We start from the raw sequence: 17,772 nt of genomic DNA, 5'->3' as shown, positions 1-17,772 counted from the left end.
TTCCTTTTGACCGTTACTTCACATTTTCAAACTGAATTAAATTTTCAACTTATATGATTAACAAAATCATCGCTTTTTCCATTCGGAACAAGCTTATTGTAGGGCTTATGGTACTCGCACTCGTGGGAGTGGGCGTCTATTCAATGTCCACCATCAACCTGGGCGCGCAGCCCGATATTACCAATAATCAGGTACAGGTCATTACACAATCGCCCAACCTGGCCACCGAGGATATTGAGCAATTTGTAACCTATCCCGTGGAACTGGCTATGGCCAACCTCCCGGGGGTTACGGAGATCCGCTCCGTTTCCCGGTTCGGGCTTTCCGTAGTTACCATTGTCTTTAAGGACAATATGGGCACGTATTTGCCGCGGCAACTGGTTGCCGAAAAACTCAACGAGGTCAAATCCGAGATTCCCGAACAGTTCGGCAGTCCTGGAATGGGGCCGATCACTACCGGTCTGGGCGAAATCTATCAATATTCCCTGGTGCCAGAAGAAGACTATGAGGATCAATATTCCCCTACCGAATTAAGGACTATCCAGGATTGGATCGTGAAGCGCCAACTGGCGCTTACGGAAGGCGTTGTCGAAGTAAATGCCTTTGGTGGAAAGATCAAGCAATATGAAATTGCCATCAATCCTGCAAAACTCAATGCAATGGATGTAACGATGACGGAAGTTTTCGATGCACTTCAACAGAACAATGTAAACACGGGCGGAGCCTATATCGAAAAAAACAAAATGGCCAATTTTATCCGCGGGGAAGGCCTGGCCCGTTCGCTGGCTGATATCCGGCAAATTGTTATCAAAAACGAAAACGGCCTGCCGATCTTGGTCAAGGACGTAGCCGAAAAGGTACATTTTGGCAATCAGGTACGCTACGGAGCATTTACACAGGATGGTCAAGAGGCCGTGGGCGGAATGGTACTAATGCTTCGGGGCGATAATCCCAATTCGGTGGTAAATACGGTTAAAAACCGAATTAAGGAGGTACAGAAATCGTTGCCGGAAGGATTGAAAATCGAGCCCTTTTTGGATCGTAGCGAACTGATCGGGCGGACTACCGCAACCATTGAAAAAAATCTTATTGAAGGGGCACTTATCGTAATTTTTGTTCTGGTACTGCTTTTGGGAAGTTTCCGCGGTGGATTGGTTACCGCCTCATTGATACCGCTTTCGCTCCTGTTCGCCTTTATCTTGATGAAGGCCTTCGGGGTCTGGGCCAACTTGATGTCCCTTGGAGCTATCGACTTTGGGATCATCGTGGATGGTGCCGTGATCATTGTGGAAGGAACGGTACACGAAATCGAGAAACGCATTAAGGCGGGCAAACATAAATTTAACCAGGCCGAAATGGACGAGGTGGTTTATGATGCGAGTAGTACGGTGATGAACTCCGCTTTTTTCGGTCAGATCATTATCTTGATCGTATTTACGCCTATTTTGTTCCTAACCGGAATTGAAGGTAAAATGTTCCGTCCAATGGCATTTACCTTTGGCTTTGCCGTTCTCGGGGCCATTATTCTGTGCCTTACCTATGTACCGATGATTGCCTCACTTACAATGAAACCGGCCACCAAAAAGAAGAACTGGTTTCATAAAGCGGAAGATAAAATATCGAACTTCAGCAATGGGCTGATGAACCGCATCAACAAGGGATACCGGCCCGTGATTTTGAAGTCGCTGAACCATCGTATTGTCGTTCTGGTCATAGCGGTGCTGTTACTGGTAGGTGCAGGTTATTCCTTTAGCCGGATGGGCGGGGAATTTATCCCCAGCATCGATGAAGGGGATATAGCAATGCAGGCACTTTTCAGACCGGGAAGTGCGCTGAGCGAATCGATAGAAACTTCCAAAAGGATTGAAAATATCATTTTGGATAATTTTCCCGAGGTGGAAACAATGGTCGCCCGAATCGGGGTGGCCGATATACCTACCGACCCGATGCCGATGGATATTGCCGATTCATATATTATCCTTGATAAAAACAAGGACAATTGGGTCTCGGCTGAAACTAAGGAAGGGCTAATTGCAAAAATAAAAGAAAAACTATCGGTGGTGCCAGGGGTCAACTTTGTGTTTAGCCAACCCGTTGAACTGCGGTTCAACGAACTGTTGACGGGCGTTCGGGAAGATGTGGCCATCAAATTATATGGCGAAGATTTGGATATTCTTACCGAAAAAGCCTCAAAAATGGCCAATATTATCAAGACAGTGCCCGGTGCCGGCGATGTGAATCTGGAGGCCACCTCCGGGCTGCCCCAGATGACGGTTCGTTTTAACAGGCGGAAAGTGGCGCAGTATGGATTGAATATCCAGAAGCTGAACCAGTATGTGAGTACCGCTTTCGCGGGAAGTTCTGCAGGGGTCATTTTCGAGGGTGAAAAACGCTTCGATATGGTGGTGCGCCTGGATCAGGAGCACCGCCAAAGCATTGATGACCTGAAAAACCTGCTGGTCGATTTACCGGACGGAAACCAGATTCCCATAAAAGAGGTGGCAGACATCAGTTATCAGCCGGGACCGATGCAGATTTCCCGGGACAATACTTCGCGTAGAATTTACGTAGGCGTTAATGTACGGGGCCGTGATGTGGAATCGATGGTTAATGAGATACAGGATAAACTGGATGCGCAATTAGATTTGCCTGCGGGGTACCGTATTACCTACGGTGGCGCTTTTGAAAACTTGCAACGGGCCAAAGAGCGGTTAACAATTGTAGTCCCGATTGCGTTGGCGCTTATTTTTCTGTTGCTCTATTTCGCCCTGGGCTCTTTTTCCCAATCCATTATGATCTATATGGCCGTGCCTTTGGCAGCGATCGGCGGTATTTTCGCCTTGGCTATTCGCGGAATGCCGTTCAGTATTTCGGCGGGCGTGGGCTTTATCGTGCTCTTCGGGGTCGCGGTCTTGAATGGACTGGTGCTCATTAGCAGGCTAAATTCATTAAAAGAAGAAGGGGTTATGGATATACAGGAACGTATTTTAATAGGAACACAGGAGCGGATCCGCCCTATTTTGCTAACAGCACTGGCCGCAATAATGGGCTTTTTCCCGATGGCACTTTCCCACGGCGCGGGAGCTTCCGTACAGCGCCCATTGGCCACGGTAGTTATCGGCGGCTTGATTACGGCGACCTTGCTTACGCTTATCGTAGTTCCCATTTTATACAGTTTTGTTGAAAAAACTGGAAAAAACAACAATGGGAAAACGGGTAAAGTTGCCATAAATCCTGCCCTGATCGCCGTTTTATTGGGTCTTGGATCAATGGCCATCCCATCAAGTGCAAGTGCCCAAACGCAGGATGGCCTGCAGCAAGATGGGCCCCGGCAGGATACCCTTCAGGTGGAACAGGGCTTTGCACCGATTTCTTTACAGAATGCGGTGGAAAGGGCCAAAACGAACTATCCCAGGTTAAATGCAGCCCAATTGGAAATTGAGAATCAGGAAGCCCTGAAGAAAACCGCCTGGGACCTTGGGAGGACCAATGTATTTACCGGCGGCGAAGAATTGCCGGACGATGCAACGGGCAATGTGGGCATCTACACCACCATCGGCGTCCAGCAGCAGCTGATGGACGTTTTTAGCATCGGTGCCAAAAATAAATTGCAGAAGCAGAAAGTAGCATTGAGCAAAACGGCGCTCGACCTTACTTCGCTGCAAGTGGAACGGGAAGTTAGTATGGCCTGGGGATATACCTATACGTCCAAACGGAAATACCTGTTGTATGTGGAGCTCGATTCCATCTTCAGAGATTTTGAAAGGGCGGCGCGGTTACGTTATGAGACCGAGGCTTCCTCAAAGCTGGAATATCTGGCGGCCACCAATCAGGCGCGACAGGTAACGCTCCAGAAGAGGCAGGTGTACCGGGATTATCTGGGCAACCTGCAAAAACTGAACCTCTGGCTGGTAAGCGATTCCCTTTATACGGTGACCGATGAACGCGTTGATGAGATCGACGATCCCATCCTGCAGCGCAAAGATTCGATAACGGACCACCCGATGCTACAATACTATGAGCGTCAGATCGATGTGGCTGATGCCGAGCATCATGTGCGCACCAAGGCGTTTTTTCCAAAGTTCAATGCTCAATATGGACGGCAGAAAATTGCGGGGCAAAAAGGGTTTTTCAATTTTCAGGCCGGGATAACCATTCCGCTCTTTTTCGGTCCGGAGCTGGGGCAGGCGCAATCGGCCAGGATACAGACCGAGATCGCCGAGCAGAATTACAATGAAAAACAACTTCAGGTCAATTCCCAATACCGGGACCTGCAGCAGCACTATTTAAAATGGCTGGAATCCTGGCAATATTATTTACAGGAAGCCCTTCCGCTGGCCAAAGAGCAACGGGACGGGGCGGTGTTCGCCTATAAAGAGGGTGGTATCGATTATACCACCTTTCTGCAAACGGTGCGTGATGCCATCGGTATCCAGAGCAGGTCTTGGGATGCGCTAAACAACTATCTGCAATCAAAATACGAATTGGAATTTTTCCTCAATTCCGCTAAACAATAAATATAAAAGCTATGAATTTCAATATAAAATCGATTTTTTACGCAGCCCTTGTCGTATTCAGTTTAAGTGCCTGTAAGCAGGAAAAAACCGCTGATGAACAAGGAGATCACAACGAAACGGCATCTGCCGAAAATGGCGGCGAGCATCAGGAAGAGAGCGCGGGCCTAGAGGGCAAAAAACTGCACCTGTCCCAACAAAAATTTGAAGCGATGGGATTAAAGGTAGATAGCCTGCCCACCAAAAGCCTGACCGGACTTGTGGAGTCGAACGGACAACTGGAAGTACCCCCGCAGAATGAAGCTGCCGTTACCGCCATTATTGGAGCCAATGTTACCAGCATAAAGGTCATTGAGGGGGATAAGGTAAGCAAAGGGAGTATTTTAGGGTATTTGAGCCATCCCGACCTGATCAAATTGCAGACCGATTATTCCAATGCCTATAACCGGATGAACTTTCTGGATAAGGAATATGACCGTCAAAAACGATTGTACGATGCCGAAGTGGCTTCCGGACGAAAATTTCAGGAAACCGAATCGGAGTACAATAGTATGAAGGGTATGGTCAAGGGGCTAGAATCCCAATTACGCCTGTTCGGGGTTAATTTAGACCGCATCAGGAACGGGAATGTATATAACCAAGTACCCGTGGTAAGCCCCATAAACGGCTACGTAGAAAAAGTGAACATCAAAGTGGGGCAATTTGTCCAACAGCAGACCGAAATGTTCGAGATCGTGAATATCGATCATATCCACGCCGACTTAATGGTATATGAAAAAGACGTGAGCAAGGTAAAAGAGGGACAGACCGTGCAGTTCAATATTGAATCTTTACCGGATTCCGACTTGAGCGCAGAAATCTATTCCGTGGGAAAAACCTTTGAAATGAATCCCAAAGCGGTGCACGTGCACGCCGAAATTGAGAACAAGCAAGGAAACCTGTTCCCGGGAATGTACCTAACTGCGAAAATAGCGACTTCGGAAAATAAAGTAACCGCGCTTCCAGAAGAGGCCATCATTACCGAAAACGGAGAGCCTTATATTTTCACGGCCAAAAAAGTAATGGAAGGCGGTGAGGAAGAATGGGCGTTGAGCCCCTTAAAAGTGGTAACCGGGGAGGAAGATAACGGCTGGACGGAGATCAAGTTGCTACAGCCGCTGGAAAACGGGCAAATGGTTGTCTGGAACAAGGCCTATTACCTGATCTCTGAAATGAAAAAAGGGGAAACGGAACACGGGCATTAGATTTCCTAGAAGCCCTCTAACTGTGTCTTCCTCTCGTAGTACCTCCTCGTCGGAGACGATAGGGAGAACAACATAAGGCTTCCCGACAGGGAAAATAAATTATGCCGGGCTTACCAAAGACTCTTTGTCAAATGGTTAGTAAAGTGTTGGTAGGTCCGGTTTTTTACAAAAAAGTTTAACAGATAAAATCAGAAAAAATGAAAGAGATAAAAGCATTTATAAAGCCCAAGAGGGTACAGAAAACAATTGAGGCATTAAGTGATGCCGAATTCATGAGTATGACCCTATCACAAGGAGAGGGAACGGGCAAGTTTAAAGCTAAAGGAGCATCGCCATCCCTGGATTTTCACGTTACGGATAGCCCGGTGGTCAAGCTAGAGCTGGTCTGTCAAAATGAAGAAGCGGAATCGGCAGTCGCAATCATCCTGGAAAATGGAAAGACCCCTACTCCTGGCGACGGTATTATTTATCTGTCTGAAGTTGAGGACGCTTTTCAGATCAAGACCGGACAATCGATAAAACAGCCCCAGAAATAAAACCCATATAGGATGAGCGATATCGAAAAACTTTTAAATGATCACAACGTGCGCCCTACGGCGATGCGCATCCTGATCTACAGGTTTATGGCCAAAAAAGAAAGGGCCGTTGCCCTGACCGAGATCGAAGATGCCTTCGGCAAAGCTGACCGGACAACATTATCCAGGACGATAAAAACATTTGAGACTACTGGAATTGCACACCAGATAGACGATGGAACGGGCATACCAAAATATGCGCTCTGTGAACCTGGCTGCAATTGTGAAATTGACCAGGATCTGCACATCCATTTTCACTGTACAAATTGTGATGAGACGGTTTGTTTGACCGATCATAAAATCCCTCATATCAATCTACCGGAAGGATATATGGCCGAAAATGTGAATTTGGTGGTTAAAGGAATATGCGAAAAATGTAGTGCTGTTTGATTATTTAAAGATGAAAGAAGCTGAAAAAATACTTGCCGCTAAAGGGATTAGACCTACCGAAACGAGGTCAACCATTTACAAACACCTCAAAAGAAAGTTTTATGCCATAACATTAAGGGAAATAGAAAAGTCTTTCATCAAAAAAAGTGATAACAATAAAACCGCGGACAGAACAACAATATATAGAACCATTAGACTATTTCAAGAAAAGGGGATAGTACATCAAATAGATGATGGAACGGCTATCGCTAAATATGCGTTTTCCGATGGAAAAAACCTGGATTTACACCTTCACTTCCACTGTACCCATTGCGGCAATACATTCTGTTTACCTAATAAAGTAAGTCAAGATAGCTTGCCGGTTAAATACGAAATAAACGATGTGAATTTGGTTTTAAAAGGGGTATGTATAAAATGTAGAAAAGCTAAAGCTTATAAACATAGAATTGTTGAATCAAATTATAAAAATAAAAAGGAAGATGCGCCTAGTAAGTTTAAATGAAAAGGTCATTCTACCATAAATCATTCCTTTAGAAACAAACACCGATGGAAAATTATTCTGGGGTAATCATATACGCTTTCATTGCAGCAATAGCTTTATTATTTGGCGGAATAATTTCGGTCATAAAAGAGCCAAGCACCAAGGTACGGAGTGCCATCCTGCATTTTGCCGCAGGGGTGATCTTCTCCGTGGTCTCCGTAGAATTGCTCCCGGATATCATGGCTAGGCACGATGTATTGGAAATTGCGACCGGTTTTGGGGCCGGGGTGTTTTTGATGCTGGGGATTCGCTATTTTCTGGAGCCTAAAAAAGAGAAAGGAAACGAGCCTGGCTTCCCTACCGCGTTCATCGTAGTGATCGCAGTTGATCTCATCATTGATGGCGTCCTAATGGGCATAGGCTTCGCGACCAGTAGGGAAACAGGTACTTTTTTGGCCATAGCGATTTCCATTGAACTGCTATCCCTGGGCATGGCAACCTCTATAACACTGGCAGGTTCCAACGTTAACCGCACACAGACAATCCTTACCAACCTTGGTTTGTCTGCCCTGGTATTGGGGAGCACATTATTAAGTGCTTTCTCATTGGTGGGGATTTCGGCAGGCTATCTCGAAGTTATATTGGCTTTTGGTCTTGCGGCACTTTTGTTTTTGGTTACCGAGGAACTTTTGGTAGAAGCCCACGAGAACAGGCAGAACCCAATGTTGACAGCGGCATTCTTCGGAGGCTTCCTACTCTTTATGCTACTGCCGGGAGGTTGATGACTAATTTCGCAAAAAATCTTAAATAGACTTTAGACCAAAATATAATGACCCTTCTTAAAAATGAAAAAACTACAACTAAAAACACGGGTTCTCCTCGAGAAGATGCGCGATAAAAAAACAATTTAAAAACACCTATTGGCAACAAATTTTGCACTGAAAGTTAAATTAATGTATAGCTGGTAAAATGATTGTCCGCAGACGCGGCGTCTGTCGTACCCAAAAGAGTGGAATAATAAGTAAACCATAACTGTAATTTTTTAATATGCTCTTAAACAAACGTATATCGATCTTTGACTTCTTGAAGATCTTAAAATTCGACCTGTTATTTATAGGTGGTTATTCAATTTTGGTTGGCTATATGGATCAATATGGTTTTTTGGCAAAAATCTCTATCCCTATAGCAATAACTGGGGTTTTTGGCACCGCAGTAGCTTTGCTTTTGGGTTTTCGAACCAATCAAGCTTATGAGCGCTGGTGGGAAGCCCGTATTATCTGGGGCGCTATTGTAAACGATTCCCGAACACTGGTCAGGCAGTGTGTATCCTTTTTTGAACGGGAGGATGAAGAAGTCTATCAACGGATGGTCAAAGAAATGACCGATCGTCAGGTAGTCTGGTGCTATGCCTTGGGGGAATCATTGAGAAAAATGCCCTTTTCCCCCAAAGTTAAAGAATACAAGGAATCCCGTAAGTTGGAATCTTTTAATATTCCAAATACTTTATTGTCACAACATTCTGAAACTTTGCTGGGGGCAAAAGAAAACGGTATGGTCAATGATTTTCAGCAGGTACAGATAGACAGTACCATAGCTAGGTTATGTGATTCCATGGGCAAGTGCGAGCGTATAAAAAACACGGTCTTCCCCAAAGCGCATAGCTTATTGATACATCTTATAATCTATGTGTTCGCCACAATGCTGCCATTTGGTCTGGATGATAAGAACGTGGCAGTTGAGATCGCTATAACATTTGTTATACCAATAATTTTAGTTGCCATTGAAAAAACATCCATCCTTATGCAGGACCCTTTTGAAAACCAACCCATGGATACCCCTGTGACCGATTTGGCCACAACCATTGAGATCAATTTAAAACAAATGATAGGAAATGAAGATATTCCGATCAAAGAAAAACCGAGCAAGTATTATATTCTTTAAGAAACCCACCTTAAAACTTTTTAAAATGAAAAAACTACAACTAAAAATACCCGTAATCCTGCCCCAAGTGCCTAACGAGAAAGATGCCTGTGTAAAAAGGTTGATAAAGGAACTGGAGGCCGAAGAGGGTCTTGAAAAAGTCCATATTGCCGATGAACAGGCGGATTCAGTCCCACAGCTCTGTTTTCACTATGACCCGGACATTATCTCCATTGACCGCATTCAATCGCTGGCAGAACGTACCGGGGCGGAAATTACCGAGAAATATGGGCATCTGCTCATAGAGGTCAATGGTATCAGGCATACCCGACAGGCACGAACCATTGAAAAGAGCCTCTTGGCAATTGAAGGGGTTCTGGAAGCTTCGGCCACGGCCGGGGGTTTGATACGGCTGGAATATGACAAACGCGAGACCAATCTTGAAGAGATAAGTGCAAGGCTTGAAAAGGAAAACCTAAAAGTTGATAAAAGTTCCTCTGCCGATGAAGATGGTTTTGTATCTGCGGAAAAAGACCCTGAAAAGTTAAATGAAGAAGGTAAAAAAGGCAAAGAAGCCGACCATAAGGATAAGGGTGGGCACGATCACGAAGAGGGTGAAGACCACGCGCATGCCCACGGTGGCATTTTTGGGAAAAACACCGAACTGATTTTTGCCATCATTTGCGGTGCTCTTCTGGGTATTGGTTTTGGGCTTTCCTACGTAGCATCAATACCGGATTGGGTCAGCTTATCCCTGTATGTGGGCGCCTACTTTTTTGGGGGTTACTTTACGGCAAAAGAGGCCATACAGACCGTAGCCAAAGGTGGTTTTGAAATCGATTTTTTGATGCTGGTGGCCGCCATCGGTGCCGCTGTTCTGGGCGAATGGGCAGAAGGTGCCTTGTTATTATTTCTTTTCAGCCTGGGACATGCTTTGGAGCATTATGCAATGAACAAAGCACGAAAATCCATAGCGGCCCTTGCCGATCTCGCACCAAAAACAGCTTTGCTCAAAAAAGATGGCAAAACCGAAGAGGTGGGTATCGAAAAATTGGGTATAGGCGATATTATCGTGGTCAAGCCGAACAGTAAAATATCTGCCGATGGCGTTGTGGTCGATGGTAAAAGCAGTGTAAACCAGGCCCCGATTACAGGGGAAAGTGTACCGGTGGACAAAGTTCCCGTGGAGGATTCTGCCAAGGACTATTCGGAGGATGATGATATCAAGGACGAAAACCGCGTTTTTGCAGGTACGATCAACGGCAACAATACCCTTGAGATAAAGGTGATCAAAGAGGCGAAGGATTCGACCCTGTCCCGACTGGTAAAACTGGTCAACGAGGCACAAACACAAAAGTCGCCGACCCAGTTGCTTACCGATAAATTTGAAAGATATTTCGTGCCTTCGGTACTTGTATTGGTAGGTCTTCTACTGTTGGCTTTTTTGGTCATTGACGAACCGTTTAGTGCCAGCTTTTATAGGGCGATGGCCGTACTGGTCGCCGCCAGTCCCTGTGCCCTTGCGATTTCAACACCAAGTGCGGTTTTGAGTGGTGTGGCAAGGGCTGCCCGCGGCGGGGTACTTATCAAAGGGGGGCGACCACTGGAAGACTTGGGGGAATTGACCGCCCTGGCCTTTGACAAAACAGGCACCCTTACCGAAGGTAAACCAAAACTAACACAAGTGGTCCCACTTGGGGATATGCAAGAAAACGAACTTTTAAAAATAGCAGTCGCCGTGGAAGGCCTTAGTGACCATCCCCTGGCAAAAGCAGTGGTTCGTGATGGCAAGGAGCGACTGGAAGGTAAGGAAATTCCAGATGCCTCTAACCTGGAAGCAGTGCTGGGCAAAGGTATCAAAGCGTCATTGAGCGAGGATAAAATCTATATCGGTAACCTCGACCTATTCGAAGGGCTTGATGAGCGTACTCCTTCCGAAAAAATAGCTACGAAAGTGCGTGGTCTTGAAGGTGGTGGAAATACAACGATGCTTATTCGGAAAAATGAAGAATATATAGGCATCATTGCATTAATGGACACCCCCCGGGGGGCAGCAAAACAGACGCTTTCTGAATTGAAAGAAATAGGAATTAAACGAATGATCATGCTTACCGGTGATAACCAGAAGGTAGCAGACGCTGTAGCAGAAGAAATCGGGTTGACCGATGCCTGGGGAAGCCTGTTGCCGGAGGAAAAGGTTGATGCCATCAAAAAATTGAAAGAACAGGAATCCAAAGTCGCAATGGTGGGCGACGGTGTAAACGATGCGCCCGCAATGGCAAACAGTACCGTGGGTATTGCAATGGGTGCGGCGGGAAGTGATGTGGCCTTGGAAACTGCGGACATTGCCCTAATGGCCGATAAATTGGAAACCCTGCCCTTTGCCATAGGCTTGAGCAGGAAGGCAAAGGCCATAATCAAGCAGAACCTTTGGGTAAGCCTGGGTATCGTTGCCCTGTTGATTCCCGCCACAATATTCGGTTTTGCAAATATTGGTGTTGCCGTGGTGATACACGAAGGTTCAACATTGCTTGTTGTTTTTAACGCTTTGAGGCTATTGGCTTATAATAAATAAAATTAAAATGAGGCAATCAGTTCGGAATCAATCCACTATTGGGTATATCAGGGAAACTGCAACAAAGTTTCTTGATAGGGAAACAGCTGGTGGTATTTTCTTAATAATTGCTACCATAGTCGCTCTTCTTTTGGCTAATTCGCAATGGGCAGATGCTTATAATCGTTTTCTTGATGATGAATTGCTTTTTGAACTTTCCGAACATCTTAGCTTCGGGTTAACTGTTGAAGAGTGGATCAATGAGGGCTTAATGGCAATTTTCTTCCTGATTGCCGGTCTTGAATTGAAAAGGGAACTTAGGGTGGGTGAATTATCTTCATTAAAAAAGGCCTCTGCCCCTTTGTTGGCAGCTTTGGGCGGTATGGCGGTTCCGGCCCTCATTTTTGTTAGCCTGAACTTAGGTACCGAAAATGTTAAAGGATGGGGAATTCCTATGGCCACTGATATAGCGTATTCTTTAGGAATTATCGGGCTATTGGGGAAAAATGTTCCCACCCAGTTAAAAACCTTTTTGATAGCCTTGGCTATTGCCGATGATATAGGGGCCATACTGGTCATCGCTCTGTTTTATAGTAGTGAACTGAGTTGGATATACCTAAGTTCGGGTGTTGGGGTTTTTGGAATATTATTAGTAATGAATTGGATTGGGATCAAGGGTTTGATATGGTATGTTATTGTGGGTATGGTCCTATGGTATTGTTTCCTTAATTCGGGTATCCATCCAACTATCGCAGGAGTGCTTTTTGCCTTTTCCATTCCCATACGGCCAAAACTGGACAGTAAATCCTTTAAAGAAAGAACCGCTGCGAATGTTACTGAACTTGAGGAATCAGATCTTGAAATATTAAACCCACTTCAGGATAAAAAACAACTAAAAATTTTAAAAGCCATTAAAACCGATTCAAAGGATTCAAAACCCCCCTTGAGCAAATTGGAAAATTCCCTTATTAATTTTAATTCATTCGTTATTATTCCAGTTTTCGCGATCGTAAACGCTGGGGTCAAACTTGACGTAAATTTAATCGAGGTTCTCTCCGGTTCTTTAGGCTTGGGAATTCTTCTGGGTTTGGGCATCGGCAAAGTAGCTGGTATAAGCATTTTTACATTGCTCGGTCAAAAACTAGGTGTTTTGAAGTTACACCACAGTATTAACTGGAATCATATTGTTGGTGTTGGAATGATAGCTGGAATCGGTTTTACCATGTCCCTTTTTATCGCCTACCTTGCTTTTAGCACACCAGAAATACTTAAGGTTTCTAAAATCAGCATATTGATCGCCTCGTTGATTAATGCCACTGCCGGTATAATCGTTTTGCTGCTGGCTTCCAAGAAGAGAGAAACAAGGGAAGAAATTGAGGAAATCTAGTCACGGTCTTATGTTAAAGTACATTTAATGCGTAATCTAAACGGGAATGAACAAGAGCACTTTTAAAATCAGTAAAATGGACTGCCCTTCCGAAGAACAGATGATTCGGATGAAGTTGGAGGCTTACGCTCAAGTAAAACACTTGGATTTTGATATTCCCAACAGAAAATTGGAAGTATATCACGTGGACGGTATCAAGGCGATACAAACGTCTATAGCCAGCTTAAAACTTGGAGGTTCCTTAGAGGGAACCACAGAAGATGAACCTCCTGTAATGGAAGACCAATCCAAACAAAAAAAGATTCTATGGTGGGTCTTGGGCATCAACTTCGGTTTTTTCGTTATCGAAATGACCACGGGCTGGATATCCGGCTCAATGGGACTTATTGCAGATTCTTTGGATATGTTGGCAGATTCCATCGTGTATGCACTCAGTCTGTTTGCAGTTGGCGGTGCTATTTCCAGAAAAAAGAAAGTGGCCAGATTTAGCGGATACTTTCAAATGGCCCTGGCGACACTTGGGTTTGCAGAGGTCTTACGAAGATTTTTTAGTAACACCGAAACACCCTTGTTCCAATGGATGATAATCGTTTCCATTTTTGCCCTACTAGGGAATCTCATTTCACTTTGGTTGATCAACAAAGCTAAAAGTAAGGAAGCGCATATGCAGGCAAGTGCCATTTTTACATCCAATGATATCATTGTAAATGGGGGTATTATTCTGGCAGGGGTACTGGTCTATTTTCTGAATAGTAAATGGCCCGATTTGGTAATTGGCGGCATCGTGTTCACTTTCGTAATGCGTGGTGCCATAAGAATATTGAAACTGTCGAAGTAGCTTTAGGAAGACCTTGAAATAGAAACGCGGTAAATAAATAATAAACAATGAGTATTTGGCTTTGGGTAGTAGTGTTGGGATTAGCAGCTTGGGCGGCACATTGGGGTGCGGACCAATTGTTGACACCTTTAAAGATGCTGCGCAAACAATGGGGACTGACCGCTTCCGCAGGGGCGGCATTCCTTGCCATCGTGACCGCCAGCCCCGAAGTGGCCATAAACATTACCAGTGCGGCACGAGGTGTTTCCGATATTGGTCTGGGCAACCTATTGGGCTCAAATATCATTTCCATTCCGTTAATGGTAACCATAGCCTATTTTGCTTCGCGAAAGCGTTTCAAGAACAAGGAGGAGCATCAAAAACACCTAGATAATAAGGTACTATCCTTGAACAAACGTTCTGTTTCGGTATTATCTATCCCCTATCTGGCAATTATCGGTTTGGTGGCTATATTAACGCTTCCCAAAGCCTGGCGTGGACTTCAGCCCATTGACGGGTGGATTATGCTCGCGGCCTATGCCGCCTTTCTGGTTCACGCCATCAGAAAAGGCAGGGAAAAGGGAAAAAAAGTGGAATGGGACAAAAAGCAAATTTGGTTATCGGTTGCCGGAGCTATGGCGATAGCGGTAGGAGCTTTTTTCATTGTAAAGGCCACTGAAAATATTGTTTCGGCCCTGAGCATTTCTGAAATCGTTGGCGGATTGTTCATCACGGGTATAATGACCACCGCGCCTGAAATATTCAAGACCTGGAGCGTGGTAAAGGGTGGCGAGGTAACAGCGGGCACCACCAGCGTGATTGCGGATAATGCCGTTACGATGACGGTGGCATTTTTCCCGTTGGCACTAGTAACCACCCCTATCGAGGATTTCCAGTTGTTCTGGGTCAATCTGGCATTCGTGGGCTTGATGCCGCTTTTGTATTCCCTATTTATTCATCAAAGCAAAGAACTTCACGGTTTTAACAGATGGCAGATATTCGTGTTCGATGCGGCGTATATAATTTATCTATTGACTATGGTGTTTTTTGTTCTAAAACTATTTTAAAATGAAGGAGGATTTATTTAAGGATTATCAGGAGAGGCTCAATGTGCTGGATGAAAATATTAGAGCATTAGCATTAAAATATGCGACGGATTTCTATTTGAATAAAAATTGTTCAAAAGAAGAGGCTATTGAGCGTGGCATCGTAAAGGTAGAGATGGAAAAAAGAAAAATCCAACCTTAAAAAAAATAAGCATTATGGACCCGATGTTCGAAGATTTTAAAACCGATCTGGATGCCCTTAACCCAACGGTTAAGAAAAAAGCCCTGGAAATTGCAAAAAAACTGGTAGAGGAAAAAGATTATCCAAAAGAAAAGGCATTAGCTGAGGCCATAACAAGAGCCGAGGAATGGTTCTACGATATAGAAGGATAATAATTTTAAACAAAAAACTATTACAACTATTGGAGCTTACAAAGAATAACAGCATGGCCGCTAAAGCATCGGAAGCGTTGACCGAAATGGAAATCGAACAAATCCATCCGCCTATTCACGCTATGCCTAACAAGGGAATAAAAGTTCGTTCGAATTTACGAACGAAAGATTTTACGGACGGGGATATTTCCGCGCTTATGGAAGAGCCTGAAAATAGACACAGTTCAAGGAGTTTTTACCGGTTCTGAAGTCCTTTTTTTAAACCTTTTTCTATCAGGAAAAAAATCCACAGGAATTATGGATTTACCAAAATTTATTACTGCATTCCACCCAACTGAATCACAAACAAAAAAAACCATTTGAGATGAAATATGTACTTAAACCCCTTCTATTTATAGCCACTTTGGCTATCCTAAGCTGTGGGAACAGCGGCGATAACAAGGAAAATAAACAAATAAAGCTCCGTAACCGCGAAGAACCGGCCAGCAATAAAGAAGCGGGCGCCCCAGCGTCAAGTACGGCGGATCCAAAAAGCAAAGGGATCGGCCCGGTAAAGGATGTTAAACTTAACGCAAGTATAGATCAGTCAATGGCAAAGACCGGTAAAGAACTCTTTACAAATGACTGTACCGCCTGCCACAGGACCGACGCCAAATTCATAGGGCCTGCCCTCAAGGGCGTTTTGGACCGCCGCTCGCCGGAATGGGTCATGAATATGATATTGAACCCCCAGGTAATGATCAAAGAGGACCCCACCGCAAAAGAATTGCTGAACAAATTTAATGGCGCCCAGATGATCGACCAAAACCTTACCGAAGAGGAGGCCAGGGCGATCTTGGAGTATTTTAGAACACTTTAGACCCAAAAAGGGATTGCCAAAGCCGAGACGGAGAGAAGAGCGCTACAAGTGAAAAAGATAAAACATAAAGAATATGGACCCGATGTTCGAAGATTTTAAAACTGACCTGGATTCCCTTAGTCCTCCTGTTAGGAAAAAGGCACTGGAAATTGCCAAGCAACTGGTGTTAAAGGAAAACTATACGGAAAAAGAAGCTATCGCCGGGCCATTGTAAAAGCTGAGGAATGGTTTTACGATTTAGAAGGATAATAATCACTTAAAAACTAAACAAAATGTTACATATAATCGAGTTGGAAGAAAAAAATATTGTTGCAACAAAAGCGACCGGCAAATTGGGAAAAGAGGATATAGAAAAAATCCATCCGCTTATCCACGCTATACTGGACAAGGGAGTGAAGGTTCGGTGGTATTTTGAAATGGAAGATTTTACGGGCTGGGATTTTCCCGGGCTATGGGAGGACCTGAAAATGGACACGGCCCACGCAAAAGATTATGAAAAGATAGCGATGGTGGGCGATAAAAAATGGCAGGATTGGATCACTCAATTTATGAAACCGTTCACGAAGGCGGAGATCAGCTATTTTGGTCTGGAAGATAGGGAAGCGGCAAAACAATGGATAAAAGAATAAAGTAGATAATTATGGCACACGATCATTCACACGGTTCACAGAACTACGGTAAGGCCTTTGGGATAGGCATAGCACTAAATAGCATCTACGTTGCAGTAGAGCTGTATTATGGGTTTATGGTAAACTCGTCCGCGCTCCTGGCGGATGCGGGCCACAATGCAAGCGATGTCTTTAGTCTGATCCTGGCCTGGGCGGCAATTAAAATAGCGACTAAAAGACCGTCAAAACGTTACACGTATGGTTTACGGAAAACGACCATTATGGCCTCGATGATCAATGGGCTTATCATCATTGCGGCTGCGGGGCTGATTGCCTGGGATGCCATCCAAAAATTCCAAAACCCGGCGGAAATCTCCGGTAATATCGTGATGGTCGTGGCTGCCATTGGTCTGGTGGTAAACACCGGTACGGCTTTCCTATTTTGGAAAGGTTCAAAAGGCGATTTGAACATACGCGGGGCTTTTCTGCATATGGCTGCCGATGCCGGGGTAACTTTAGGAGTGCTTCTTGGTGGACTTGCCATTAAATACACAGGATTGACGTGGATAGACCCTGCGCTTAGTTTGGTCATTGTCCTGGTCATTTTATATAGTGCCTGGGGACTTTTGAGGGATTCCGTAAAAATAGCCATTGATGCCGTTCCAAAAACATCGACATCAATGAAGTGGAAAAATATTTCATGAATATTGAAGGGGTCGAAGAAGTCCACGATCTCCATATCTGGGCGATGAGCACCACCGAAACGGCACTTTCCACCCACTTGGTCGTCCCCGATGGGCACGAAGATCAATTTTTATATGATATCCGGGAACAATTGCACGATAAATTTGAAATAACCCATACCACCCTGCAAATAGAAAAAGAGTTTGGGGACAAAGAGTATAAACCCTATCAAGGTTTAAAAGAATAAATTATGCCAAATCCAATATTGTTTCGGGCCTTGTCAAATACTACAGGTAGTTC

At 44.7% G+C, this 17,772-nt stretch carries 19 protein-coding genes; all 19 read left to right on the top strand.

Features of this window, described 5'->3' with window-relative positions; genetic code table 11:
- The first annotated feature begins 53 nt into the window (after window positions 1-53).
- The 19 genes from P162_RS15050 (at window position 54) to P162_RS17830 (ending at window position 17,719) form a co-directional block, all read left to right on the top strand.
- Window positions 54-4,517, top strand: coding sequence for a CusA/CzcA family heavy metal efflux RND transporter (locus tag P162_RS15050; protein ID WP_031428523.1), 4,464 nt, complete (start codon window positions 54-56; stop codon window positions 4,515-4,517).
- Window positions 4,518-4,528: 11 nt separating this feature from the next.
- Complete coding sequence (locus P162_RS15045; RefSeq protein WP_031428522.1) at window positions 4,529-5,758, top strand: efflux RND transporter periplasmic adaptor subunit; 1,230 nt, start codon at window positions 4,529-4,531, stop codon at window positions 5,756-5,758.
- A 197-nt stretch (window positions 5,759-5,955) separates the two neighbouring features.
- Window positions 5,956-6,294 (top strand): P-II family nitrogen regulator, encoded by a 339-nt coding sequence (locus tag P162_RS15040; protein ID WP_031428521.1) that lies wholly within the window; start codon window positions 5,956-5,958, stop codon window positions 6,292-6,294.
- Window positions 6,295-6,306: 12 nt separating this feature from the next.
- Window positions 6,307-6,723, top strand: a complete 417-nt coding sequence (locus tag P162_RS15035) for a Fur family transcriptional regulator (protein WP_031428519.1) — start codon at window positions 6,307-6,309, stop codon at window positions 6,721-6,723.
- A gap of 10 nt (window positions 6,724-6,733) precedes the next feature.
- The gene (locus P162_RS15030) at window positions 6,734-7,225 is read left to right on the top strand and encodes a Fur family transcriptional regulator (protein WP_081868440.1); all 492 of its coding nucleotides are present in this window, start codon (window positions 6,734-6,736) and stop codon (window positions 7,223-7,225) included.
- 44 nt (window positions 7,226-7,269) lie between these two features.
- Window positions 7,270-7,986 (top strand): ZIP family metal transporter, encoded by a 717-nt coding sequence (locus P162_RS15025; RefSeq protein ID WP_031428517.1) that lies wholly within the window; start codon window positions 7,270-7,272, stop codon window positions 7,984-7,986.
- Between the two features lie 265 nt (window positions 7,987-8,251).
- Window positions 8,252-9,145 carry a bestrophin family protein gene (locus P162_RS15020; RefSeq protein ID WP_031428516.1) on the top strand — a complete coding sequence of 298 codons (894 nt, stop codon included), beginning with the start codon at window positions 8,252-8,254 and terminating at the stop codon, window positions 9,143-9,145.
- Window positions 9,146-9,170: 25 nt separating this feature from the next.
- A complete protein-coding gene (locus tag P162_RS15015) occupies window positions 9,171-11,699 on the top strand; it encodes a heavy metal translocating P-type ATPase (protein WP_031428515.1) in 2,529 nt (842 codons plus the stop codon).
- A gap of 7 nt (window positions 11,700-11,706) precedes the next feature.
- On the top strand, window positions 11,707-13,065 hold the full coding sequence (gene nhaA / locus P162_RS15010; protein WP_031428514.1) for a Na+/H+ antiporter NhaA: 1,359 nt from the start codon (window positions 11,707-11,709) through the stop codon (window positions 13,063-13,065).
- Window positions 13,066-13,111: 46 nt separating this feature from the next.
- Entirely contained in the window at window positions 13,112-13,903 is a 792-nt protein-coding gene (locus P162_RS15005; RefSeq protein ID WP_031428513.1) for a cation transporter, read from the top strand.
- A 47-nt stretch (window positions 13,904-13,950) separates the two neighbouring features.
- Window positions 13,951-14,949, top strand: a complete 999-nt coding sequence (locus P162_RS15000; protein ID WP_031428512.1) for a sodium:calcium antiporter — start codon at window positions 13,951-13,953, stop codon at window positions 14,947-14,949.
- 1 nt (window position 14,950) lies between these two features.
- Window positions 14,951-15,130, top strand: a complete 180-nt coding sequence (locus P162_RS14995) for a hypothetical protein (protein WP_031428511.1) — start codon at window positions 14,951-14,953, stop codon at window positions 15,128-15,130.
- A gap of 14 nt (window positions 15,131-15,144) precedes the next feature.
- A complete protein-coding gene (locus P162_RS17755) occupies window positions 15,145-15,321 on the top strand; it encodes a hypothetical protein (protein ID WP_164076271.1) in 177 nt (58 codons plus the stop codon).
- A gap of 29 nt (window positions 15,322-15,350) precedes the next feature.
- Window positions 15,351-15,569, top strand: a complete 219-nt coding sequence (locus tag P162_RS14990) for a hypothetical protein (RefSeq protein WP_164076270.1) — start codon at window positions 15,351-15,353, stop codon at window positions 15,567-15,569.
- Between the two features lie 116 nt (window positions 15,570-15,685).
- The gene (locus tag P162_RS14985; RefSeq protein ID WP_031428507.1) at window positions 15,686-16,180 is read left to right on the top strand and encodes a c-type cytochrome; all 495 of its coding nucleotides are present in this window, start codon (window positions 15,686-15,688) and stop codon (window positions 16,178-16,180) included.
- 73 nt (window positions 16,181-16,253) lie between these two features.
- The gene (locus tag P162_RS17750; RefSeq protein ID WP_164076153.1) at window positions 16,254-16,394 is read left to right on the top strand and encodes a hypothetical protein; all 141 of its coding nucleotides are present in this window, start codon (window positions 16,254-16,256) and stop codon (window positions 16,392-16,394) included.
- A gap of 58 nt (window positions 16,395-16,452) precedes the next feature.
- Entirely contained in the window at window positions 16,453-16,809 is a 357-nt protein-coding gene (locus tag P162_RS14980; RefSeq protein ID WP_031428505.1) for an STAS/SEC14 domain-containing protein, read from the top strand.
- Window positions 16,810-16,820: 11 nt separating this feature from the next.
- On the top strand, window positions 16,821-17,492 hold the full coding sequence (locus P162_RS14975) for a cation diffusion facilitator family transporter (protein ID WP_206340690.1): 672 nt from the start codon (window positions 16,821-16,823) through the stop codon (window positions 17,490-17,492).
- Entirely contained in the window at window positions 17,489-17,719 is a 231-nt protein-coding gene (locus tag P162_RS17830; RefSeq protein WP_206340689.1) for a cation transporter, read from the top strand. The genes P162_RS14975 and P162_RS17830 overlap by 4 nt, the downstream gene beginning before the upstream one ends.
- The last annotated feature ends 53 nt before the right edge of the window (window positions 17,720-17,772 follow it).

Origin of the sequence: Flavimarina sp. Hel_I_48 (assembly GCF_000733945.1) — a bacterium.
Lineage (GTDB): Bacteria > Bacteroidota > Bacteroidia > Flavobacteriales > Flavobacteriaceae > Leeuwenhoekiella.
Note: the sequence above shows the minus strand (reverse complement) of the source record. Positions and strands in the feature narration are given on the sequence as shown.